We start from the raw sequence: 24038 nt of genomic DNA on the forward strand, positions 1-24038 counted from the left end.
GCCAGTAACTTTAGTGTACTCTTTTTTTCAACATTTTCAACCCTAAAAATTCCTTGAATCTGCAGCTTTAGGCAAAAACAGAACTTAGTCTGAGACTAAATTCTGTTGGTGTTATGCAGTTTTCTCAAAGTAACTTCTGGAAGGACGGGAACTAGAACTTACTTTGAGAATTTACCTGAAAGTTCTATGTAGATACTAAAGCATAAGGTTAATTCCAAATAATATCGCTGAATCAGTCAATCAGGCACTTAGGTTACTATTGGCTAATTTCAACTTGAAATTTGTTTTTTTTCCCATTCCTTCTTCTCTTTGCTATAACCTATATAAAAAGAAACTGAACAGAACTTTTTATGATACTTCTGCCCAATTTCTTAATTTGATTAACATAATGTTAGTGACTAGCTTTAGCGAAAGTCTTTCAAATGAATTTGTAAATCACGTATCATTTCACGACGACCATTAAAACATTGTCCGCTAATTAATTTTTCGTATTTATCAAGTTGATCATTGCTCAGATTTTTTCGATAATCTCTCAAGGCACCTCTCAACATTAATAGTTCATCGTTTATCAATCCCGGTGATTGTATTGCGTGAGATAATTCGTGAATATCTTCATGTGGTATACGGTCAAACTTGCGTTTTTGACTTTCCTGTTTGCGGATACGATCCTTGATTCGATTTCTGAACTTGACTTTGAAATAACAATATAATTGAACTTGTTCATCAACTAGCCACGGTTGATCTTCCAACAATTCAAACAAGGTCATCATTCCTTCTTGTTCCCAATCATCTCGATCCCATAGTTTAATGTAAAACTCTTTTCGAGCCTTGTTTACAATACCTTTGACGCTTGCATACACTTTTTCGAAGTCCATTACTTAATCTCCTTTTGTTGATGGTTTAAGTTTATCGAAAAGTGCTGCCTTTCTACAGGACATTTTTGTCTAGCTTCATACTTTATTTGATTTTTCTTTTTTTAAAGTACATTTGCTATTGATACTCTATGAAAAACATTGCATTCTGCTCCAGAAGGGAATTATTATATTGGTTTTTGGTTCCTCATTTCTTAGCTCTACTACCAGTATGGCTTGAGAGAATCATGTCTATGTCTAAAGGTCTAGCTGTTTAAAACTATATTTGTATATTTCTAAGATTGTGATAAATAACTATTGATTCGTTCTTCTTGTAATACTCAATAAAAATCAAAAATAGCAAGTCTAAGCTACTTATAACATGTGAAATTTTAATTTATAAGTTTGAGTTGAGGATTGTGGATTTCAAGTAGCTGTTTTCTTCTAAAAAAATAACAAAATCGAAACGCTCCATATCCACTTTGAGTGGTAGGTGGCTATTTTTGATTTTAAATGAGTATAAATACCCTGTTTCTGATGTGTAGCATGTAAAAAAAGCCTTCGCCAAGATTATGTACTTAGCGAAGGCTTGGTGGTTATTTTAGTGGTTGAGAGTGAGGGCAGATCCGTTATGGAATGTCTTGCCCAGAGTATTTTTATACTACTCTTTCGTATTAATTTTCTCTTTTACTTCTTCATAAGAAAGGGGATGAACATCTTCGTCATCGTGTTCAATATTCTCTGGCATTTTGCCTGTTTCATACAGAGATTTAATTTGAACACTATCAAGAGTTTCGTATTTGAGCAGTGCTTCTGCAATCAGTTTGTGTGTATCACGGTTTGATTGAATAATATCTGCAGCTTTATTACGAGCCTCATTTAGCAAATCTCTTACTTCATTATCTAACTCATATGCAGTTTGCTCAGAAATATGTTTTTGAGTTGTTTGTCCACCAAACATTGCATGACTGCCTTCATACTGCATTGGTCCCATTTTTTCACTCATACCATATTCTGCAACCATGGCACGTGCCATCTGTGTAGCTTGTTCAAAGTCATTTGAGGCACCGGTTGTTTGGGTATTGAAAATAATTTCTTCCGCAACACGACCACCCATAAGACCAGCCAATTGCTCCTTCATATCTTCTTTAGATAGAAGCATTTGATCTTCTTTAGGGAGGGCAATCATGTATCCACCTGCGCGACCGCGGGGAACAATTGTTACTTTGTGAACTTCACGTGCATTTGATAGTACGAGACCAACAATTGTATGACCTGCTTCATGGTAGGCAACGATTTCGCGTTCTTTGGCTGAAACTTGACGGTCTTTCTTAGATGGACCTGCAATAACACGATCTTCTGCTTCATCAATATCTGAAGCATCAATGACAGTCTTGTTTCGACGTGCAGCTACAAGGGCTGCTTCGTTAAGAACATTCTCTAAATCTGCACCAACAAATCCTGGTGTTTGTTGTGCTACTAATTTCAAATCTACATCTGCTGCTAGTGGTTTATTCTTCGCATGAACTTTAAGTATTGCTTCACGTCCCTTAACATCCGGACGACCAACCAATACTTTACGGTCAAAACGACCTGGACGAAGAAGGGCAGGATCTAAAACATCACTACGGTTGGTTGCGGCAATGACAATGATCCCTTCGTTCCCTTCAAAACCATCCATTTCAATTAAGAGTTGGTTGAGGGTTTGTTCACGTTCATCGTTGCCGCCACCCATGCCGACACCACGTTGGCGACCGACAGCATCGATTTCATCGATGAAAATAATGGCTGGTGCTGCTTTTTTTGCATCTTCAAATAATGAACGAACACGGCTGGCACCAACACCAACAAACATTTCAACAAAATCTGAACCAGAAATGGAGAAGAATGGCACACCCGCTTCACCTGCTACTGCTTTGGCAAGCAAGGTTTTACCTGTTCCTGGAGGACCCTCTAGTAGCACACCTGCTGGAATACGTGCTCCAAGTTTAGTAAAGCGTTTTGGATCTTTCAAAAATTCAACAACTTCAACTAATTCTTGTTTTTCTTCCTCTGCACCTGCTACATCTGAGAAACGTACCTTGATGTTACTTTGTTCCAAAGCTTTAGCTTTATTCCGTCCAAAGTTCATTGCACCACGTGCTCCACCGCCACCCTGGTTCATCATCATCATGAAGAATACACCAGCAATGATAAGCGGTAACAAATTAAAGACGATATTTAACCAAAGTCCATTTGAACTTTCAGGTTTAATAGTAACCTTTACTCCATTTTCATTTGCAAGCGCTTGTAGCTCTGACAAATTCGTTTCTGACGGTAAAATTAGTGACTTAAAGTTTTTATACTTAACTTTGCTAGAAACTTGGAATAACTTAATAGATGAAGCTAACTCATCTTTAGCTTCCTGTTCTGTTTTGTACTTACCAGTAATTTCAATAACACTTGAATTTGGTTGATAAGTAATTTCAGATACATTATTATTTTTCAATTCAGTTACTACTTGTGAATAACTGATTTCTTGAGTTGCTACTTGCTGACCAGCGTTAAAAAATTGAAAGGCTGTAACAATAGTGGCAATAACGAGAATAATGAGAAAAGGATTTTTTATAAATCCTTTATTTGGTTGATTGTTCATAATATAGTAGGAGACCTTTTTCTATTTTGTGTAAACTTCCTCTTTGAGTACACCAACATAAGGAAGATTACGATAATTTTCATCATAATCTAAGCCAAATCCAACTACAAATTCATTTGGAATAGTAAAGCAAGTGTAGTCTGGCTCGATTTCAACAACACGACCTTCTGGTTTATCAAGAAGAGTGGCAATTTTAATAGAAGCTGCCTGACGCAAAGCAAAGAGTTCTTTCAATTCTTTTAATGTGCGACCAGTGTCAATAATATCCTCTACAAAGATGATATGTCGACCTGCAACACTATTGTCCAAATCCTTGATAATCTTAACGGTACCGCAACTCTCAGTACCACCATGGTAGCTAGAAACAACCATATAATCTGTTTCTACATGGGCATCAATATGTTTCATTAATTCTGCCATAAATGGGATAGAACCTTTTAAAATTCCTACAAGAATAGGATTCTTATCTGCATAGTCTGTTGCTAGAATTTGACCGAGTTCTTTGCATTTTGCAACGATTTCTTCTTCTGAAACAAGAATTTTCTTAATATCTTTGTCCAACATAGTTGTTCTACTCTTTCATTTTTATATATAAGGTAGCTTTGATTATATCATTTTTTACTGATTTACTCAAATCACTGCTAACAAGATTCGTAATTCCATAAATTTCTCCATCCTGCTCGATAATAAGCGCATTTTGTCGAACTTTCTGTGAGATTTTATTATCAATAAACCAACGGCGGAGTTTTTTATTTACTCCGTTTATTAAAATGGTATCCCCAGCCTGCCTTCTCCTCACTACAATTGGATTTTCTGTAGGAAAATATAAAATACTATCCGCTTCTTCCAAAGGATGATTGAGAGAAAAAATATATGAACCGTAAGAAAAAATCCCCTCTGATTTTATCATGATTTTTTCTGGTTGACTATCCGTCTCTGGTCCTATTTTATAAATTTGAAAACGATGATAATCCTTCTCTAACATGTAATCATTTTTCAATAAATGATAGTAGTTAGCTTTTGAACGCAATATGTGTAATACTTCATTAAATTGTGGACGAGAGAGCTGTAAATCAGGAAATTTTTCCAAATATTCCTCTAATAGATAACTTTGTACCGCAGGTGTCTGTTGTTGAAAACTCATCACATCTGTAACGGATAAATCCTGTGTCAAATCTCTTAGCGCTTGAAATAGATTATTTGTATCAACTGCAAGATTATTGAGAGCAAGTTCGATTTTAGGATTTTCCTGTTTTAACTTTGGTAAATAGCCATTTCTGACTCTATTTCGAAAATATTTGAAATCTGCATTGCTGCAATCTTCAAAATGAAATAGCTTATCAAAATCTGCCTTTTTAAAAGATAAAAGTGGTCGAATAAGTTCTCCTGTTGCAAAAGGCTGAGTCGGTTGAATTGCTGATAAGTGACGTAAACGCCCTCCTCTAATCAATCGCATAAAGACAGTTTCTGCTTGATCATCTGCATGATGGGCTGTCACTAGTGCAGTGTAGCCTTCCTTCTCCATGATTGTAGCAAAAAATCCATAACGCCATTTTCGCGCCGCTTCTTCTGAAAAAACACCTTCAAAATAGGACAGATAAAAGGGAACATTACTTTCTTCTGCTAACTGTTTAAGATATTTTTCCTCAATGACAGATTCTTCCCTCTGTCCATGATTAATATGGGCAATTCCAAGTTCAATCCCTAACACTTGTTTGCATTCGTATAAAAGATGGAATAGGTTCATAGAATCTACCCCACCGGATACGGCTACTAGTACTTTCTTATGTTTATCAAAAAAGTGACCATCCTGTGTCACTTTTAAAAATCTATCTTTCATTTACTTTAAAATCCCGTAAATATCATTTGCAATTTGTGTAATCTCATCATAATTTGATTTATCTGTAAAAATAGATAAAACAAAAGGAGATCCTGCGTAAACAATCGCTACATCGTGTTTGACATCATCTGCATCGCCAATTTTATGAGCAACTGGAACTGAGATGTCTTTCGAAATACGTTGATTATCAAATTGAGTAGATAACAAACTTTCTAGCACATAGCCATTTTGAATATATAAGGCTTCCATCATTTTCCCTGCGATCTCAGCTGAAGTTTCACGTGTAACCATACTCCACTCACTACCTGTTTTGGCAGTTATTACTTGATAAAAATTGGAATCGAATTTATTAGCTACATAATAAGAAAGTAAGTTACTAGCTACATTATCTGACTCTTTAGCAGTCTTATTGATTAATTCTTCCACTGAATAATCTTTGTTGTCAGGAGTTTTTGACAGTGAACCACTTCCTCCAGCAACATAAGCTCCTGGGAAGGACATAGATTCGGCTGTATATTTCACTTCAGTAGTCAAATCAATATACCCAGCATTCAGTTGCTCTTGAACGTAATAAAGAATTGGTAGTTTAGCAATGCTGGCAGAATAGAATAGTTTCTCTTGATTTACACCTGCAGTTTGACCTGTTGACAATTGTTTCACATATATACCAATAGTATCTTTGGAATATTTGTTAGTCAACAACTCTTGAACGGCTTCTACTCTATTATCCGTTTTAGAAAGATTATTTACTGCAATCCAACCTTTATCTGTAACATAGGCAAACTCACCTAGGGAAGTTGTTACGATTTTAGAAACCATAATAGCTTGATAGGGTTGTAAATCATTTTTTATTTCCGTAGCTTCGTTAGCAATTGGTGAGGTTAACAATGTGAAACCTTTTTTTGTCCAATAAGTCTGCTCTACAGTAGTTTCTGTAACAATTACATCATCAAATAGTAGATGCCTACTTGCAAGAATATAACCCTTGTCATCTATTTGGAAAACCAATTCTTTTTTGCTATTGACTAGAACATCCGTAATAGAAAAATGTTGGTTCGGCTGTAATTGTCCACCTGCTATAGTCAGTTCTTCATCCGAATAAAGATTCTCAGTTTGAAAAACATTTGGGTTTTGAGGGATAGTTTGAAAATACTGGTCATAGATAGTATGAGTCAATTCGTATTCTTCTTGCGCTGTGAGTTCAAATGGTATTTCTGTACTATCGACCACCTGCCATCCAAATAAAACTGGCAATAACCATACGAGCAGTTTTTTCTGCATACTCCCTCCTTTCTACGATTCATTTTCTTCTAACTTTAATTCTCTATTCTTTTGCTTCAACTCTTCTAATTTTTCATCAGAATGCTGTAAAAATTGCTCTACAATTTTAAAAATAGATTCGGTCATTTTGGTAACCCTGGAATATTGTAGACAAATTCCCCTTCTTTAGAGTATTGATACTTAGCCCGAACATACTTTGCTGCGTATTCCTCATTTTTCAATTTTGCAACCATCTCTGCTTCCTGCTTCTGTTCTTTGGTCAATTCTTCGTAATTTTTTTCCAATTCAGCAAGTTTCTTTTCCTGCTGCTGAATATTAGTGTAAGTCCCAACAAGATTGTAGGCAGGCAACATAAAAAGAAAGATAACTAGAATGAGAATTGCACCCATAAAACGATTTTTTTGTTGGCGTTCTGCCAATTGATGCTGAGTTTTTTTACGCTCCGACTGAATAAAGGCATTATTCAGTTGTAGAATTTTAGATTTCTTCATCTTTTTCTATCCTTTTTTCACTGATAATTTCATACATTTTCAGTGCGTCTTCTTTTTTAGTCGAATCTTTCATCTCAAGTACTTTTACAGTGAGTAGTTTATTACCAAATTGGATTTCAACCTGATCATTTACTTTTAAATCTGTTGAAGATTTCGCCAAAATCCCATTGACTTTTATTCGTCCTTTATCGGCAACTTCCTTCGCAACTGTTCGACGCTTGATAATGCGGGATACTTTCAAATATTTATCTAGTCTCATACTTTACCTCAGTTCACTATTTTACCATTTTTCAAGGTATTTGAGAAATTTATTCTGCCTTCCTTGCTTTAATTTCTTTTAATTTTTCGGCAAAAGAAATCAATTCCTCTAATATTTCATATTCTTTTTTCTGTTGAATGTTAAACACAACAGCTAGTTTTCCTTTATTTTCCGTTATCTGAGCTTTCAAATTTGTCACAGATAAAGCTTCAAAGTAATCTTGCGTTAGGAAAATTTGACCAGCCATAGGTTCGAATGTTACTGTCACTTGATGTTGTCGTCTAAGAACTGTATGACAGAAAACTTGGTCTAAAAATGACTTCAATAGACCGATTTCCAGTAAGTAGGCTACTACATCAGGATACTCTCCAAAACGGTCTATCAATTCTTCTTGTAATTCTTGATAGTTGACACGACTGTCAATATTCTTTATACGCTTGTAAATTTCAATTTTTTGTCGCTGATCAGCAATATAGTCACTTGGTAGATAGGCGTCAATCTGTAGGTTGACCTCAGTGTTGCTTTTCTGACGTTGGGCTGCCTTACCTTGTTTTTCCAAGATGGCTTGCTCCAGCAATTGTGAATACAGTTCATACCCTACAGAATCAATAAATCCTGACTGGGCAGCGCCCAAAATATTTCCAGCTCCACGGATAGACAAATCTTGCATGGCAATCTTGAAACCCGATCCTAGTTCTGTAAAGCCCTTGATTGCCTCCAAACGTTTTTCAGCTACTTCTGTCAGGGACTTGTCTGGACGGTACATGAGATAGGCATAGGCAATCCGACTGGAACGGCCAACACGTCCTCGAAGTTGATAGAGAGTTGACAGTCCCATGTGATCGGCATTTTCAATAAAGAGGGTATTCGCATTTGGAATATCAACACCTGTTTCGATGATTGTTGTGGTCACCAGAATATCATACTCACCCTCTACAAAGGCATAGAGAGTATTTTCTAATTGGATCTCCGACATTTGTCCATGGACGTATCCGATAGTAGCTTCTGGAACCAATTCTTTTAATTCAGACACTTTCTGTTCGATTGTGTCAACTTTATTGTAAAGATAGTAAACCTGACCTCCGCGATCTATCTCACGAAGCATTGCATCTCGGATAACCGAAGGATTTGTTTCCATCACATAAGTTTGGACAGGATAGCGATTTGTCGGTGGAGTCTCAATTACTGATAAGTCACGGATTCCCAACATGGACATTTGCAATGTCCGAGGAATTGGAGTTGCAGTTAGGGTTAGGACATCTATTTTCTTTTTCAGTTCCTTCAAGTGTTCCTTATGCTTGACACCAAACCGTTGCTCTTCGTCAATAACCAGTAAACCTAAATCAGCAAAAACAACATCTTTTGATAGAAGGCGATGGGTACCAATCAAGATGTCAACTTGGCCTTTTTTCAACTTCTCAAGTGTTTTTTCCTGCTCTGCCTTTGTTTTAAAACGACTCATAACATCAACATTAACAGGAAATTCTGCAAACCGTTCTTGGAAATTAGCGTAGTGTTGCTGGGCTAAAACAGTCGTAGGAACAAGAATAGCTACTTGCTTGCCATCATTGACAGCTTTGAAAGCAGCACGCATAGCTACCTCTGTCTTACCAAAGCCAACATCCCCTACCAGCAAACGATCCATTGGAGAGTCTTTTTCCATATCTTGTTTGATTTCATCAATGGAACGAAGTTGGTCGTCGGTTTCCACATGTGTAAAGTAGTTGTCAAACTCAACCTGATTCTCATCATCTGGTGAAAAGGCAAAGCCTTTCAGTTGACTACGCTCCGCATAAAGCTTAATCAAATCATCTGCAATATCCTCCACTTGCTTCTGAACTTTTTGCTTGGTTCGTTGGAACCGACCATCGTTTAGTTTATTAACTTTTGGAGCTTTCCCATCAGACGCTAAGTATTTGGAGAGAAGATCAATTTGTTCTACAGGAATAGAAATGCGATCTGAGTTTTGATATTGAACCGTTAAATAATCACGATGAATGCCTGAAATTTCAATAGTCTCAATTCCTAAGTATTGACCGATACCATGAACATGGTGAACAACATAGTCACCAACTGCTAATTCACTATAGTCCTTAATACGTTCAGCGTTAGAAATATTGGTTCTACGTGTCTTACGCTTCATTTTCTTATTGAAAATCTCTTTTTCAGTGATGAAAACTAGTTTCTCATCCATCAAATGAAAACCTGAAGCTAACTGACCAATCGTAACCTGTTGCTGACCTTCTACTAACTTATCTGCTGCATGTACTGGAAGATGGATATCATACTCTTGTAAAGTTTTCTGTAAAGTCTGTAAACTTACATCAGAACTCGCTTGAATAACAACGGTATTGTTTGACTTCGCATACCGAGTCAATTCATCTTTTAACAGTGGAATCTGGTGGAAAAATTCCTGCATAGGATACTGTGTGAATTGATAGAGAGCATCAAACTTTACATTGCCTAAACCTTTTTGAAAACTTGAAAAGAAGGTGGCAGGTTTGTATTTTCTTAACTCCGAATAGGTAGATGCAAAATAGTGCAAACTTGACACTGATTTCCCCTTTTGTAAATCATCTGTCAATAACTCTGCCGATTCTTTTTCAAATTGAGCCTGCTTGTCAGTAATTTTATGAAAATCATCTAAAAATAAGGGAGAACCCTTTGGCAAATAATCCAACAATGTCCAAGATTGTTCATATAAAAATGATAGAAATTTTCGTAAATCGGGATGACGATATTCCGTTTGCATATCTGTCACGACTTCTCGTAAATAAGACTGCTGCTCCCCACTTCTAGATTGGTCAATAGAGATTTGGATTTTCTGACTAGCCCGCTCATAGTCAGTAGACGATAAAATAATATCTGATGCTGGTGACAAACTGATTTGTTCGAGATTCTCTAAAGACTTTTGACTATCTACATCAAAAATACGGATGCCATCAATTTCATCCCCAAAGAATTCTAAACGGCAGGGAGATGCCGCTTGCATATCAAAAATATCTAGAATATCCCCACGTTGGCTAAATTCCCCTTGTGTTAAAACACGAGAAACTTTTTTATAACCTATATTGACAAGTTTCTTTACAAGATTTTCAACTTCTATTTCTTGACCAACTTCAAGCTTTATTTTAGAACCTTTATAAGTCTCAGGACTCGGCAATAAGACCCGACAAGCAGCCATACTAGCAACTAAAATTCCTGAACTAGTAGAATCTGTCAAGAAATTTAAACTGTCAATCCTTGATTGAGTCCGTTCTTTTGATGCAAAAACAAACTCGGCAATAGGACTATCATCTGTAAAAAAGTTGTAAACATTCTCACTTCCAACGATGGCTGTTAAATCTGCAACTAATTTCTCAGCATCATTTTGAGTAGCAGTCACAATCATAATCTTTTCAGCCAAACAATCATAGGCAGTCGCCATGACTAATGACTTACTGGTTCCAGTGAGTCCTAATAATAGTTGGCGAGCTGACTTGTTTAAGCCAGACTGCCACTGATTGATTTGCTTATTTTTGTGAAGAAGATCTAGTATATTCATTATCCGTTAAACTTTCTCATGATGCTATCAAAATCGTCCTCTTCCAGATAAAAGTTGACAGCCTTGTCAAGTTTATCAAGTGCTAAGTCGATTTCAATACGGTCTTCTGTGTCAAATCCTGATAAGACGTGGTTGACAACACTCATTTTTCCTTTTGGTCGTCCAATACCTATCTTAATGCGGTCAAATTCTTGTGTTCCAATGTGGTTGACAATGGATTTAATCCCATTGTGGCCACCAGCTGAACCCTTTTGACGAAAACGGATTTTCCCAACAGCCATGTCCAAGTCATCGTAAGCCACCAAAATATCTGTCTCATCTAGACCATAATAGGTCATCAGGGCATGGACAGCCTTGCCTGATTCGTTCATGAAGGTCGTTGGCTTTACTAGATAGATTTTTTCACCGTCAATAAAGGTTGTGGCAATGTCTGCTTGGAAAATCTTATCGTGACTAAAAGTTACATTTTCACGCTTGGCAATCTTATCTAGCAACATAAAGCCGACATTGTGCTTAGTTTCAAAATAGCGATCCCCAGGATTTCCTAGGCCTATAATCAATCGTGTCATTTTTTCTCCTTATCGTCACTTAGTTTATCTTTTATTACTTCAACGAACGGAGGCTGGGCAAAAAGCCCAGAACCGCTTCTCAAAGTTAGTGTCAACATCTCAGCGCAGTGGTTGATTGGGTTTAACAGTCCAGTGGACTGTTAAAGGTTGGAGATAAGATTTGCGAAGCAAATCTCTGCAATTCGTGTTTTACACTCCAAATCTAACCATTACGACTGTTGCGAAACAAAGTTCGCCTTATCTCCAACCTCAAACTGTCTCCCAGACAGTTTGAGCTGTGCGGGGGGTGGGAGTGAAACAGTCTGGGAATAGACTGTTTCAGCTCAACAACTAGAAATAAAGACTTGTTGACGAACTCTTCTATGAATGGTTGAGTTCTTTCCCACTCCCTATTTCCAGATTCAAATAATTATGAAATTATTTGAACTCATCTTGTCGTACTCTAGTACTGCCTACGGTTCGTTGCCTAGTACTAAAAGCAAACTAAACGACTAGAAATACCAAAAGGCTGGAAAATGCATTCCAACCTGATTGTCTATTATACGTTAAAGCGGAACTCCATGATGTCCCCGTCTTGAACGACATATTCTTTTCCTTCTTCACGGAGGCGTCCTGCTTCCTTAACAGCTTTCTCAGATCCGTATTGAATCAAATCATCATAGGACATGGTTACGGCACGGATAAAGCCTTTTTCGAAGTCTGAGTGGATGATGCCAGCACATTGAGGAGCTTTCATACCACGTTTGAAGGTCCAAGCACGAACTTCCTTCTCTCCTGCTGTAAAGTAGGTGCCTAGACCAAGCAAGTGATAGGCTGCACGTGTTAATTTGTCCACACCAGATTCTGTCAAGCCGAGGGCTTCCAAAAACTCACCCTTGTCTTCATCGTCTAGTTCTGAAATTTCTTCTTCAGCACGCGCAGAAATCACTACCACTTCTGCATTTTCTGTTGCTGCAAAGTCACGGATTTGCTGAACATAACTGATAGACTCAGGATCTGCTACCTTGTCTTCATCGACATTGGCAACATAGAGGACTGGCTTGGTGGTCAAGAGGAAGAGTTGCTTAACGATTTTTTGTTCTTCATCTGTGAAGTCAACTGTACGAGCAGATTTTCCATCTTCTAGGACTGGTTTGATTTTTTCAAGGACTGCAAATTCTGCGACAGAATCCTTGTCTTTTTGTGTACGGGCCATTTTTTCTACACGCGCATAACGCTTGTTGATGCTCTCTAGGTCCGCCAAAATCAATTCTAGGTTAATAGTATCAATATCTGCGATAGGATCAACAAAGGCATCTTCACGGCCTTGTTCACGCATAACATTTTCATCGTCAAATGCACGCACCACATGGACAATGGCATCAACTTCGCGGATATTGGCCAAGAATTTATTTCCAAGCCCTTCACCTTTAGAGGCACCTTTTACGATACCAGCAATATCGGTAAATTCAAAAGTGGTTGGAACTGTCTTTTTAGGAGTGATGAGTTCTGTCAACTTCTGCAAACGCTCATCAGGCACTTCTACCATGCCGACGTTTGGATCAATGGTCGCGAAAGGGTAGTTTGCAGCCTCAGCTCCTGCCTTTGTAATTGCGTTAAATAGGGTTGATTTACCAACGTTTGGCAAACCGACGATTCCTGCTGTTAAAGCCATGTTTTTTACTCTCCAATTAAAAATTCAATCATGACTATTATAGCAGAAAATAAGAGAAAAAGCTTGCCGATTAGCAAGCTTCGTTAAAAATAATGCTGAATAAATAATCCACCTAAAAGCATAACTGCAAGAAAAATGAGAACGACAACATCTCCTCTTGTAAGAGGTCGTTTGGATTCTTCGTTCAAGTATTCCCAAACATTCATTTTTCCTCGTTGTTCCACCACAATTTCCTTCTCAGGTTCTTTTCCTAAAACCAGATAATCCAGACTGACACCAAAAATTTCTGCCAGCTGGACCAGTTTGTCGATATCTGGCGTTGCTTCACCATTTTCCCACTTGGAAACAGCCTGACGGGAAATATAGAGTTTCTCTGCCAACTCATCTTGGGATAGGTTATTGGCTGTGCGTAAAACTCGAATTTGCTGTGCTAACTGATTCATGATCATTTCCTCCTCTTTTTTATAAGTCTATTATAGTTTAGAAAGGAACAGTTGACTAGCACTTTTTAGGAAAAATTCGCAACCAGCAGTTGCAAACTGTCAACTAGGTTTCACTAGGCAGCACTTGTTGCATTTTTCGTTCAAAATCATGCCGGCTCATCATGACTACATGGTCACAGTTGGTACAGCGGATTTTGATATCCGCTCCTAGACGGATGACTTCCCATTTATTGGCCTTCTTGCCGGTCGATTTGATGACACAGGCATGAGGCTTTTTCATTTCGACAAAGGATCCTAATTGATACATACTTCCTCCTTAAAGATACATACTTCTTTCCTGATAGGTTAACGTTACCTCATTTGCAGTGCATATCTCTCCATCTATTTGCAATAATAATTTTTCTTTTGATTTTAAAACTACATCTACCCCTGTTAAATGCTGAATTGTATGAGAAGATTCATGCCTCTTCGTTAATAAGGCTAACAATGATTGTAGACGTTGGTAGAAATTTCCATTTTTGAAGTAAACAATATCTACTTCCTTCTTTTTAGCACTTGCTGTTGGCCATATCATGATTCCTCCACCAAAATAAAGACTATTTGCTACAGAAATAAAAAAGAGATTACCTAACTGATAAGATTTTCCATCAAGAGTTAATTCTAAGTTTATAGCTTGTTTTGAAAATAATGTTTTAATACCAAAGAATAGATAAGTTAACCTCCCAAGTTTTACCTTGTTCAGAATTTTTTTCAAAATTGAATTCGTTGAACCATTGATAACTTGAGCTGCAAAGCCAAAATCCATACTGTTTACAACCGTTCCGTGTGAACTGTTTAAAACATATATCCGACTTGTTTTTCCCTCTAAAATGGCATCTACACTTCTATAGAGCGATGTTATATTCATTGCTTTTGCAAAATCATTTCCAGATCCTGTTGGATAATAAGCAAACGGTAGACTAGCTGGCCAAAAACGCAAGGCTTTAGATAGGGTGCCGTCTCCGCCTAAAATCATTAATTGGTCTTCACTACTGACAAACTCCTTTAAAATAGCCTCTATTTGACTTTTTTCATCCTCAGGCCCAACTGTCATAAAAATGTTAACTGCAAGCTGTGGATAACTTTCTTTTATTTTGAATATGATGTGTTCAGCAGTATGACTACCAGCATTAGGATTAGCTAATATATATAACGTCATTTATTCCCCATCACTAAATATATAAAAATAAGCTAGGTGCTATTTTTTAGTATAACATAAAAACGGCTAGTTTAGCCGTTCTTAATATTATTTAGTTGGTACGAACTGGTGTAACCAATTGAATAAAATCTTCCCCTTCATTATTGGGAATCAATGTAAATGGACGGACAGAAGAGATAAAGCTAATTTTCACTTGTTCACTAGTTGTGGCTTTCAATGCTTCTATCAAGTAAGTTGGGTTAAAGCTGATTACTAAGTCTTCACCTAATACTTCTACAGTATCTAATTCCTCATTCACACGTCCAACTTCTGGAGAATTTACATGAGCCGATACAACATTATTAGCAATTTCCAGTTTTACTGTACCATTTTGCGTTGCATTTGAAAGAAGACGAGCACGCTCCATCGAGTGACGAAGATTTGCAGTATCAAAAATTGCAGTTGTTTTAAACTCAGTTGGAATTAAGCGGTCGGTATCAGGGTAGGTACCTTCTAATAAGCGTGTATAGAAGCTAATATGCTCGCTTCTAAAAAGGATTTGATTATTTGAAAAGAAGACTTCTACTGTTTCAATATCATCTGTAAAAACTGCAGTAAATTCACGGAGAGAACGACTTGGAATGACAACATTAAAATCATCACCAGATGTATCAAGGACCAATTTCCGTTGGCTCATACGGTGTGAATCTGTTGCAACAGTTTTTAGATTTTTATTTTCCGTTAAAACAAAATGAACACCCGTAAGAATAGGACGACTTTCTTGTGTAGAAGCTGCAAATGCTGTTTCATTAATTGTTTGTTTCAATACTTTGGTTTCTAACACCAATGGTTTTGAAGTTGGAACTTCCTGTAAACGAGGATACTGTTCTGCTTCTTTTCCCTTTAATGTGATTTCAGACTTACCACTTGTCAAAACGATTTGCTTTTGTTCAATTTCATTGAAGTCAAGGACCAAATCCGGCATGCTGGATACGACATTAATAAAGAAACCAGCTTCTAAGAGAATGGAACCTGGAGAACTGATCAAAAGTCCTGCATTTTCATCTTGAATAGAAATAAAATGTTCAATCGAGATTTGTCCATTTGAACCAGTTAAAGTGATTCCTTCACTAGTTACTGTAATTTTTACTGTTGAAAGAATTGGAATAGCATTTTTTGTACTGATTGCCCGTTTAGTAATACTAAGTGCTTGTAGAAATATATTTTTATTAATAGAAAATTGAATCATGGATTCTCCTTTATTTATTATCTATAAGGTTAATAGTAGATAGTAGTCTCTGTGTATTCTGTGGAAAAGTGATGAAAGACTAATAAAACTGCGGGAATTAACTTGTTCACAACTTGTGGAAAAAACAGAAGTTTTTTTAAAAGTTATACACAGGTTAACGAAGTTTATTTTTTATACTGGTAATCTCTATTTCTAAATTCTCATCATCCAAGAGGAGAGTTTTTATTTTATTGTATGCATGCATAACGGTTGTATGGTCTCGATTACCAAATTCTTTCCCAATTTTTGGAAGGGAATTGTCTGTCATTTCACGTGATAAAAACATAGCAACTTGTCGTGCGTGAACGATATGTTGAACACGCTTAGAACCTTTTAATTCTTTCAAGCTGACACCGTAGAAATTTCCCACTTCGGTTTGGATTTTCTCAATAGGAATAACCATGTTTTGTGGATTTGTTTGTTTTCTTGATCGAATAGCCTCAGCAGCAACCTCGACACTTATCTCAGACAGTTGCCGCATAGTGGCTATCAAATGGATATCTTTTAAGGCACCTTCAAGGTCACGTACGTTCGAATCAAATTGCCCAGCTAGATAGGATAGCGTCTCATTTGTAAAGTTATAAGGCAGGTTCTCGCACTTGTTACGTAAAATTGCGATACGTGTTTCAAAATCAGGTGGAGTGATTTCACTGGTTAACCCCCATTTGAAACGTGTTACTAGTCTTTCTTCCAAATTATCTAAGTGATCGGGATTACGGTCGCTTGTGAGTACAATCTGCTTATTTTTTTCATGAAGCGCATTAAAAGTATGGAAAAATTCTTCCTGTGTTGTTGCTTTATTACGGAGAGACTGAATGTCATCAATTAGAAGTAAGTCCAGATTGCGATAGGTTTTTTTGAAACTTTCCATATCATTGAGACGGAGGTGTTCTAAAAATTCATTGATGAATGTTTCCGATGAGACATATTTTATCCTTGCCTGGGGATTATCGGCTAGAACCTTATTTCCAATCGCATTTAAAATATGAGTTTTTCCAAGACCAGGACCACCAAAAATGAATAATGGATTGTAGAGCTCACCTAGGTTATCAGATACAGCTAAAGCTGCAGCCTTTGCCCAGTGATTATTGTCTCCTTGTACAAAATTAGCAAAGGTGTACTGGGATTTTATATCAGAATGAACCGGTTGAAAAGTTTCTTGAGGAGTAGCCGGCCCAGGTGTCTGTACCTGGTGAAACACTGAACTTCTTGCGTTTGTAATGTTCTTAATTTCCTGTTCATCTTCTGTAAATTGATATTGGATGGCAAGAGGTTCTCCGTAGATTTCAAAACTAGCGGCAATCATTAACTCTTCGAAGTTTTTTTCCCAAAAATCTTTTTTAAATGGACGATTTAAGAAAATATTGGCAACTTGCTGGTTGATTCCAAGTAATTTTGCATCAGCGACATAAAAATCATAAATAGATGGCTTAAAATTTACTTTTGCTAATTCAATAAATCGTTGCCAAAAAAGTTGTTCTTGGTTCATATTTTCCCCCTTTCACATTATATTCGTTAGAATAGTGTACCATAAAAAACAAAAGTTTTCCACAGATAATTTTAAAAATCCACACTGTTAAGAAAAGTTTTCCACAAGATGTGAATAAAAGTCAGAACCTTTGCTGGTCCTGACTTTTTGTAATGATTTTAGTGTGGAAAAGAGTGTTTATAAAAATAAATTGTAAACAAGTCTATTTAAAATTGTTGATAATTCTTTCGAATTCATCGAGGTCATTAAAGCTAATTCGAATTTCTCCGCTCCCGTTTTTCTTCTTGATAATTTTTGTAGCTGTTCCAAGAGTTTTACTGAGTGAATCTTCCTGTTCTTTTAAAAATTGGTCGCGTTGTTTAAGCTTAGTGTGTTTTTTCTTATTTGCAGCTATTAATTTTTCAAGCGTACGCACACTTAAATCTTTTGATAAAATGAGTTGAACCCATTCGGCTTGCTTTTCTTCTGAAAATGACACCAATTGTCGCGCGTGCCCTTGTGAAATTTTTCCTTCTTCTACAGCTTGTTTAGTCTGAGATGATAGATTTAGTAGGCGCAATAAATTACTGATATATGGTCTTGATTTTCCCATGATTTGAGCAACTTCATCATGTGTTAACCCTCTACTAATCAATTTTTGATAAGAGGCTGCTTCTTCTATCGGATTTAAGTTAGAACGTTGCAGATTCTCTATGATAGCCTGATAGAGTAAATCATCATCAGTCAGCTCTTTTACCACTGCTGGTATTGTAGTCAGTCCAGCTAATTGACTGGCTCGCAACCTTCTTTCTCCAGCTAATAATTCGTATCCGATAATAGAAGATTTTCTTACAATAATCGGTTGAATTAAGCCATTTTCCTTAATGGATTGAGCGAGCTCAAGTAGCTCCTTTTCATCAAAATGAATTCTTGGCTGATAGGGATTGGGATGGATTTCTGAAATATTTAGTGTACGTAATTCTTCCATTATTCGCTAAGTTCTTCTGTAGAATGTGTCAACTTAATGTCAACAGTTTGTTTCTGATTATTGCGGTAATAAGTTACAGTGATTGTATCTCCAATTTGATGTTTGTAGAGAGCGCTCTGGAGGTCACTCTTATTTTGAATAGCTTCTCCGTCAATCTCAGTAATAACATCAAAAGTTTCTAATTTTCCATCTGCAGGTAGTCCACTTTGTGTAGAGACAATTACGACACCGGATGTTAATTCCGTATTTGATAATCCAGCTTTTTCTAATTGACTAGTTGACAAGGTCGTCAAGTTAACCATATGAACTCCAAGAGCAGGTCGGCTAACTTGTCCAGTTTTTTCAAGCTGATTGATAATAGCTACGGCATCATTTGCAGGAATAGCAAATCCCAACCCTTCTACAGCCACGCCTGAGCTATTTGCAGAACTTGAGGTAATTTTGCTAGAGGTAATGCCTATCACTTGTCCTTGTGTATTGATTAACGGTCCGCCAGAGTTTCCAGGGTTGATAGCTGTATCAGTTTGAATAGCGTTGGTTGAGATTGTTTGTCCATCTTTTGATTGTGAAGTAACTGTCCGACTTAGGCTGGAAATAATACCTTGAGTAACTGTATTGGCGTAGACACTACCTAGAGGACTACCAATTGCGATTGCAGTTTCTCCAACTTTAATTGTATCGGAATCAGCAAATTCAGCAACAGCAGTGACTTTATCTGCTGATATTTTTATAACAGCTATATCAGAATATGTATCAGAACCAACAAGTTCACCGCTAATTTTTTCTCCAGATGCTAAAAGGATATCAATCTTTTCTGCGTTATTAATAACATGCGTATTTGTCACAATATAGGCATATCGACCATCTTTTTTGTAGATAACACCAGATCCCTCCCCAGCAACGGCTAGTTCGTCAGATGATTCAATATTTCCAAAGATAGCACCAAGACTATTGTTGGCTGACTTTTGGTAATTAATAACAGACACAACAGCATTTTGTACTTTCTCTACAGCCTTTGTAGTAGAAGTTTCATTATTATATTGAACATTGCTGACACTAGTGATAGCAGAATTTGCTTGTTGAACCTGTGGCTGGAAGAAAGAGGCTGATAAGGCCCCGATAAGACCCCCAAAAAATCCAATTACAAATAAAATCGCAAATTTCAAATATTTTTTCATATAAGGAATCCTTTCCATTTCTTTAATTTTCCTTAAGAGTACTATTTCTTTCTTAATTATAACTTAAAGTTTTCAAAAATCAATCCACAATCTGTGGATAACTCTGTGAATTATGTGAAAAACTGTAGCCATATCCTGATTTTCTAAAAATATTTTCTGTCGTATGCTTGTGGATATGTTACAATTATTTTATGAAAATAAAATTGATTACCGTTGGAAAATTGAAAGAAAAGTACCTCAAAGAAGGTATTGCAGAATATAGTAAACGATTGGGACGATTCACTAAGTTGGATATGATTGAGCTTCCTGATGAAAAAACACCAGATAAAGCCAGTCAAGCAGAGAATGAACAAATATTAAAAAAAGAAGCCGATAGAATTATGTCTAAAATTGGAGAGCGAGATTTTGTCATTGCCTTAGCGATAGAAGGGAAACAATTTCCATCGGAAGAATTTAGTCAAAAGATATCTGATATTGCAGTAAATGGGTATTCAGATATAACTTTTATCATCGGTGGTAGTTTGGGTCTCGATTCTTGTATTAAAAAAAGAGCTAATTTGTTGATGAGTTTTGGACAGTTGACACTTCCCCATCAACTAATGAAATTAGTTCTCATCGAGCAGATTTATCGTGCATTTATGATTCAGCAGGGAAGCCCATATCATAAGTAGTTTCACGTGAAACAAGGAGTGAAAATGAATCAAAAAGATTATCGTGTTTTTGAGGGATTGAGAATTGCTTGTTCATTAACGTTTATCAGTGGTTATTTAAATGCCTTTACTTTTGTGACTCAGGGTGGTCGCTTTGCTGGCGTACAATCTGGAAATGTTATTTCCCTAGCTTATTTTTTAGCTAAAGGTAACTTTGCGCAAGTAGTTAATTTTTCCATTCCCATTTTATTTTTTGTATTCGGACAATTTTTTACCTACTTAGCAAGAAGGTATTTTGAAAAACAAACATGGTCTTGGCACTTTGGTAGTAGTGTAATGATGTTAGTTCTTATTTTACTAACTATCATTTTCTCACCTATTATGCCTGCGTCTTTTACAATTGCTAGTTTAGCCTTCGTAGCCTCTATTCAAGTAGAAACATTTAGAAGGTTACGAGGTGCTCCGTATGCAAATGTGATGATGACAGGGAATGTCAAAAATGCTGCTTATCTCTGGTTTAAAGGAGTTATTGAAAAAGATTCAGAACTTAGAAAAACAGGTAGAAACATCTTATTGACCATTATAGGGTTTATGCTAGGTGTTATTATATCTGCTCACCTATCCTTCCAATTTGAAGAATATGCCCTTATTGGTCTGATTTTGCCAGTTTTATATATTAATTATGAATTATGGCAAGAAAAAAGACCTACTCGAGGTAGATCTGAATGATTCCAGCAGGATTCGAACCTGCGACCGTTCGCTTAGAAGGCGAATGCTCTATCCAGCTGAGCTATGGAACCTTAACTATTTTATTTTACATTAAACAAGGCACTCTGTCAATACAATAAAAAATCAAAAAATGTATTGACAAACAAAGTCACATGTATTATACTAGTTATTGTTCTAAAAATGGTCCGTTGGTCAAGGGGTTAAGACACCGCCTTTTCACGGCGGTAACACGGGTTCGAATCCCGTACGGACTATTTCTTCCGCCATAGCTCAGTTGGTAGAGCGCATGACTGTTAATCATGATGTCACAGGTTCGAGCCCTGTTGGCGGAGTAAATAAAGCATAGGAAACCTTGAGAAATCAAGGTTTTTTGTTTTTTACAAGAAAAAACCGAGAAAGTTTAGGATTCTCGGTTCTTAGAATAATAGTATCTAATGAATTGATAGGAGAAAAATACAAAAACTGCACCAAAAGAAATCAGTAAACCTAGATAGAAACCATTTGGTATAAAGGTTAAAACTAGTTTAGTTTGACCTGGACTTACATCCACTTTCATAAAACCCTCTTGTGCTTTTTGGATTTTGATAGGTTTACCATCAATGGTTGCATTCCATCCTTTATCATAGGGTAAAGTAAGGAGGAGCGAGGCTTCTTTATCGGTTACAAAATCAACGGTTACTTTATTACCATCAGTTTTTGTTACTACTTGTTTTTCTTGGAGAATGGAAATAGCCTGTTGGAAAGCTAATAAGTCCAATCGATAAAATTGTGGTTCATCAAAAGAAACTTGATTATTTTCAGGAAAATATACATCGACTTGAACTTGTACATCTGTAGTAAAGCTCCCCACATTGAAGAAAGAGAAAGCATTATCTAGTGTAAACTCACTTGACTGATTATTGACAGTAATGACAATCTTTTTTTGATTCTCATTTGAGAATGTTAAATTTGGCAAATTTAAGTATACCTGGCTATTTGCAGGTATATTTACTAAGAAAGTTGCCTTTGCAGCATCCTCATTGTCAACTTTGTTGACAGTCATTCGATTGTTCAGTTCAACTGTATTTTGTGAAACAACATCTGATAAAGTGTGGTAATATTTTTGAGATAGCCCTGTTAGTTGATTAAGAAAATTTGTTTGATTATCGAGAGTCAGATTTGTAAAATTGACATCTCTGTAAATCCCTTCAGTCAATAGTGCTAACCCTAGATTAAAACTATTTTCGTAAAGATTAATAGTAGACTGACTCTGATTCAGTGTGAAACCAAACTTATTTGAGTCCGTAGTAGCTAAATTATATTTGATTCCGAATAGGCTATCAGCAATAATTGTATTATTCTGATAACGAAGATTCAAATTGGTACCGTCTGAACGGAAACCGAGCTTATCTAGTACTGAGCTGGAAGCACGATTTCGAATGGAGGAGAATTGAGAAATACCGTTGTAATTGAATTTCATGCTATCATTGCCAGTTTGTGGTAATAGACGTTCTATACGATAAAACGAATCAGTTGTAGTCTTTGTAGACTTTACAATACTGTCAATATCTGTCAATTTTTCTTCATAGTTTGATCGGCTAGGAAAATGCCATTCATCAGAAATCCCCTGAACCTGATAATGACTATGTAATCCAAGTTCTAAGAAAGTGAAGAACAATAAAACAATATTAATCCATTTTAAGGATGATTTATAGTGAATCATTGCTACAAAAAGAATGAAGTAGGCTATTAGAAATTCTAGTGTGAGTAGGAAATTTACATCCATTAGAAACTCATAATGATCTCTAAAAATAAAGGTAGTAGCAAAGCAAATGAGTAAAAATGAAACAATCAGAGTAAAATTTTTAATACTTACTTGACGTAGTCGTACCAATGTCTCTGCTGCTAAATAGATAACGGTTATTGATAGAACCCATGCATAACGATAGAGGAACATGTTTGGCGCATGCATGCCTTGCCAAAAAAGATTGAGTGGTTTTAGGTAGAAACTTGAAATAATGAATGTAAAGAATAGAGCATAGGAGAGTTTGACAGTTGATTTTATTTCTTTTAATGTAAAGAATAATAAAGCGAGTATTAATGGAACGAGACCAACAGAGATCATGGGAATAGAACCGAATTTTGTTGTATCAAAGCTACCAACTAAGTTTTTTGCAAAGAAGTCCAGATACCAAGAGTCTTCGGTTTTTAGGTTGACAATTTTTGTAAATGTCTCACCATGAGTTTTTAAATCCAAGTAGGTTGGTAACAACATGAACATGCTACTTAGAGCAGATAAAATTGACACTATTGTAAAGTTGATAAATCTTTTGATTCTCTGACTATCTATCCATGATAATTGAACCAATGTCCACAATGTTAGAAAAATAGCCACCATATAACCGAAGTAATAGTTTTGGATAAACAAGCATGTTAATGTTATGTAGTAGAGAATCGGACCCTGTTTTTTTAATAATCGATGCAATCCAAGAAGAATTAGTGGGAGGAGTATAAAAACGTCTAGCCAGTTGTTTATTTCTAATTGACTTGTACTAAAACTCATCAGAGAAAAACTAGTAGCGAGTAATAGTGCCCATTCTTCTTTCAAATTTTTATGGATACCCTTTAGGCTGACATAAGTTGACAATCCAGTCAATCCAAATTTGACAATAGTGACAAGATAGATAGCGTCAGGCATGGATTGTAAATCAAAGAAAAAGACAATTGGAGATAGGAATGAACCTAGGTAATAGGAGGATAGAGCATAAAAATTGAGTCCTAAACCACTTGAAAATGTGTAAAAGAGAGAGCCGTCTCCGTGTAAAGTATTTCGTAATGTTTGATTAAAAATAACATACTGGTGGAAGCCATCACTGGCCAATATTGTTGTATCACTTCCCCACCAGATTCCTTGAAATGCTAAGACTATAGAAATAATAGTTAGCGGAATAAGGAAAGATAAGAGATAATAAATGGATGTTTTTGTAAATATTTTTTTCATAGATTTAAAAGAA

The 24038-nt window shown here is 36.3% G+C and carries 21 protein-coding genes and 3 tRNA genes; 4 read left to right on the forward strand and 20 right to left on the reverse strand.

What is annotated here, in order from left to right; genetic code table 11:
* Window positions 1-404 precede the first annotated feature (404 nt).
* The 18 genes from ODU34_RS06680 to ODU34_RS06765 all read right to left on the reverse strand — a co-directional run bounded on the left by ODU34_RS06680 (window position 405) and on the right by ODU34_RS06765 (window position 19684).
* Window positions 405-875 carry a sigma-70 family RNA polymerase sigma factor gene (locus ODU34_RS06680; RefSeq protein ID WP_105178917.1) on the reverse strand — a complete coding sequence of 157 codons (471 nt, stop codon included), beginning with the start codon at window positions 873-875 and terminating at the stop codon, window positions 405-407.
* A gap of 637 nt (window positions 876-1512) precedes the next feature.
* On the reverse strand, window positions 1513-3486 hold the full coding sequence (gene ftsH / locus ODU34_RS06685) for an ATP-dependent zinc metalloprotease FtsH (protein ID WP_024407779.1): 1974 nt from the start codon (window positions 3484-3486) through the stop codon (window positions 1513-1515).
* A 21-nt stretch (window positions 3487-3507) separates the two neighbouring features.
* Window positions 3508-4050, reverse strand: coding sequence for a hypoxanthine phosphoribosyltransferase (hpt, locus tag ODU34_RS06690; protein ID WP_012775463.1), 543 nt, complete (start codon window positions 4048-4050; stop codon window positions 3508-3510).
* Between the two features lie 7 nt (window positions 4051-4057).
* Window positions 4058-5326 carry a tRNA lysidine(34) synthetase TilS gene (tilS, locus tag ODU34_RS06695; RefSeq protein ID WP_105178916.1) on the reverse strand — a complete coding sequence of 423 codons (1269 nt, stop codon included), beginning with the start codon at window positions 5324-5326 and terminating at the stop codon, window positions 4058-4060.
* Entirely contained in the window at window positions 5327-6607 is a 1281-nt protein-coding gene (locus ODU34_RS06700; RefSeq protein WP_105178915.1) for a serine hydrolase, read from the reverse strand.
* A 12-nt stretch (window positions 6608-6619) separates the two neighbouring features.
* Window positions 6620-6733, reverse strand: coding sequence for an SP_0009 family protein (locus tag ODU34_RS06705; protein WP_105142890.1), 114 nt, complete (start codon window positions 6731-6733; stop codon window positions 6620-6622).
* Complete coding sequence (locus ODU34_RS06710) at window positions 6730-7098, reverse strand: septum formation initiator family protein (RefSeq protein WP_004194327.1); 369 nt, start codon at window positions 7096-7098, stop codon at window positions 6730-6732. The genes ODU34_RS06705 and ODU34_RS06710 overlap by 4 nt, the downstream gene beginning before the upstream one ends.
* The gene (locus ODU34_RS06715) at window positions 7085-7357 is read right to left on the reverse strand and encodes an RNA-binding S4 domain-containing protein (RefSeq protein WP_004194330.1); all 273 of its coding nucleotides are present in this window, start codon (window positions 7355-7357) and stop codon (window positions 7085-7087) included. Before ODU34_RS06715 ends, ODU34_RS06710 begins: the two co-directional genes overlap by 14 nt.
* A gap of 49 nt (window positions 7358-7406) precedes the next feature.
* Window positions 7407-10901 carry a transcription-repair coupling factor gene (gene mfd, locus ODU34_RS06720; RefSeq protein ID WP_136647390.1) on the reverse strand — a complete coding sequence of 1165 codons (3495 nt, stop codon included), beginning with the start codon at window positions 10899-10901 and terminating at the stop codon, window positions 7407-7409.
* Window positions 10901-11470, reverse strand: a complete 570-nt coding sequence (pth, locus tag ODU34_RS06725; RefSeq protein WP_105178913.1) for an aminoacyl-tRNA hydrolase — start codon at window positions 11468-11470, stop codon at window positions 10901-10903. The genes mfd and pth overlap by 1 nt, the downstream gene beginning before the upstream one ends.
* 538 nt (window positions 11471-12008) lie before the next feature.
* Window positions 12009-13124, reverse strand: a complete 1116-nt coding sequence (gene ychF, locus ODU34_RS06730; RefSeq protein WP_014637241.1) for a redox-regulated ATPase YchF — start codon at window positions 13122-13124, stop codon at window positions 12009-12011.
* A gap of 83 nt (window positions 13125-13207) precedes the next feature.
* Entirely contained in the window at window positions 13208-13567 is a 360-nt protein-coding gene (locus tag ODU34_RS06735) for a helix-turn-helix domain-containing protein (protein WP_029179657.1), read from the reverse strand.
* 103 nt (window positions 13568-13670) lie between these two features.
* A complete protein-coding gene (locus tag ODU34_RS06740) occupies window positions 13671-13874 on the reverse strand; it encodes a DUF951 domain-containing protein (RefSeq protein WP_029171245.1) in 204 nt (67 codons plus the stop codon).
* Between the two features lie 9 nt (window positions 13875-13883).
* Window positions 13884-14765 (reverse strand): diacylglycerol kinase family protein, encoded by an 882-nt coding sequence (locus tag ODU34_RS06745; RefSeq protein WP_105147666.1) that lies wholly within the window; start codon window positions 14763-14765, stop codon window positions 13884-13886.
* 91 nt (window positions 14766-14856) lie between these two features.
* Complete coding sequence (gene dnaN / locus ODU34_RS06750; protein WP_105243060.1) at window positions 14857-15993, reverse strand: DNA polymerase III subunit beta; 1137 nt, start codon at window positions 15991-15993, stop codon at window positions 14857-14859.
* A gap of 154 nt (window positions 15994-16147) precedes the next feature.
* Window positions 16148-17521, reverse strand: a complete 1374-nt coding sequence (gene dnaA / locus ODU34_RS06755; protein WP_105106256.1) for a chromosomal replication initiator protein DnaA — start codon at window positions 17519-17521, stop codon at window positions 16148-16150.
* A 202-nt stretch (window positions 17522-17723) separates the two neighbouring features.
* A complete protein-coding gene (locus ODU34_RS06760; RefSeq protein ID WP_012775418.1) occupies window positions 17724-18488 on the reverse strand; it encodes a ParB/RepB/Spo0J family partition protein in 765 nt (254 codons plus the stop codon).
* Complete coding sequence (locus tag ODU34_RS06765) at window positions 18488-19684, reverse strand: S1C family serine protease (RefSeq protein ID WP_136647389.1); 1197 nt, start codon at window positions 19682-19684, stop codon at window positions 18488-18490. Before ODU34_RS06765 ends, ODU34_RS06760 begins: the two co-directional genes overlap by 1 nt.
* A gap of 173 nt (window positions 19685-19857) precedes the next feature.
* Here ODU34_RS06765 and rlmH point away from each other — a divergent pair, with 173 nt between their 5' ends.
* Together rlmH and ODU34_RS06775 are read left to right on the forward strand one after the other, a co-directional pair.
* Window positions 19858-20337 (forward strand): 23S rRNA (pseudouridine(1915)-N(3))-methyltransferase RlmH, encoded by a 480-nt coding sequence (gene rlmH / locus ODU34_RS06770; RefSeq protein ID WP_002941741.1) that lies wholly within the window; start codon window positions 19858-19860, stop codon window positions 20335-20337.
* Window positions 20338-20361: 24 nt separating this feature from the next.
* Window positions 20362-21045: a YoaK family protein gene (locus ODU34_RS06775; RefSeq protein WP_136647388.1), complete on the forward strand. Its 684-nt coding sequence runs from the start codon at window positions 20362-20364 to the stop codon at window positions 21043-21045.
* On the opposite strand, the gene ODU34_RS06780 is transcribed toward ODU34_RS06775, so the two are convergent.
* Window positions 21043-21116 (reverse strand) — tRNA-Arg (locus tag ODU34_RS06780). The genes ODU34_RS06775 and ODU34_RS06780 overlap by 3 nt on opposite strands.
* Window positions 21117-21227: 111 nt before the next feature.
* On the opposite strand from ODU34_RS06780, the gene ODU34_RS06785 reads away from it, so the two are divergent.
* A tRNA-Glu gene (locus ODU34_RS06785) sits at window positions 21228-21299 on the forward strand.
* Between the two features lie 5 nt (window positions 21300-21304).
* Window positions 21305-21377 (forward strand) — tRNA-Asn (locus ODU34_RS06790).
* A 68-nt stretch (window positions 21378-21445) separates the two neighbouring features.
* Here ODU34_RS06790 and ODU34_RS06795 read toward each other — a convergent pair.
* Window positions 21446-24025: a YfhO family protein gene (locus tag ODU34_RS06795; RefSeq protein WP_136647387.1), complete on the reverse strand. Its 2580-nt coding sequence runs from the start codon at window positions 24023-24025 to the stop codon at window positions 21446-21448.
* Window positions 24026-24038 lie beyond the last annotated feature (13 nt).

Origin of the sequence: Streptococcus sp. 2018WUSS126 (assembly GCF_044427425.1) — a bacterium.
Taxonomy (GTDB): domain Bacteria; phylum Bacillota; class Bacilli; order Lactobacillales; family Streptococcaceae; genus Streptococcus; species Streptococcus hashimotonensis.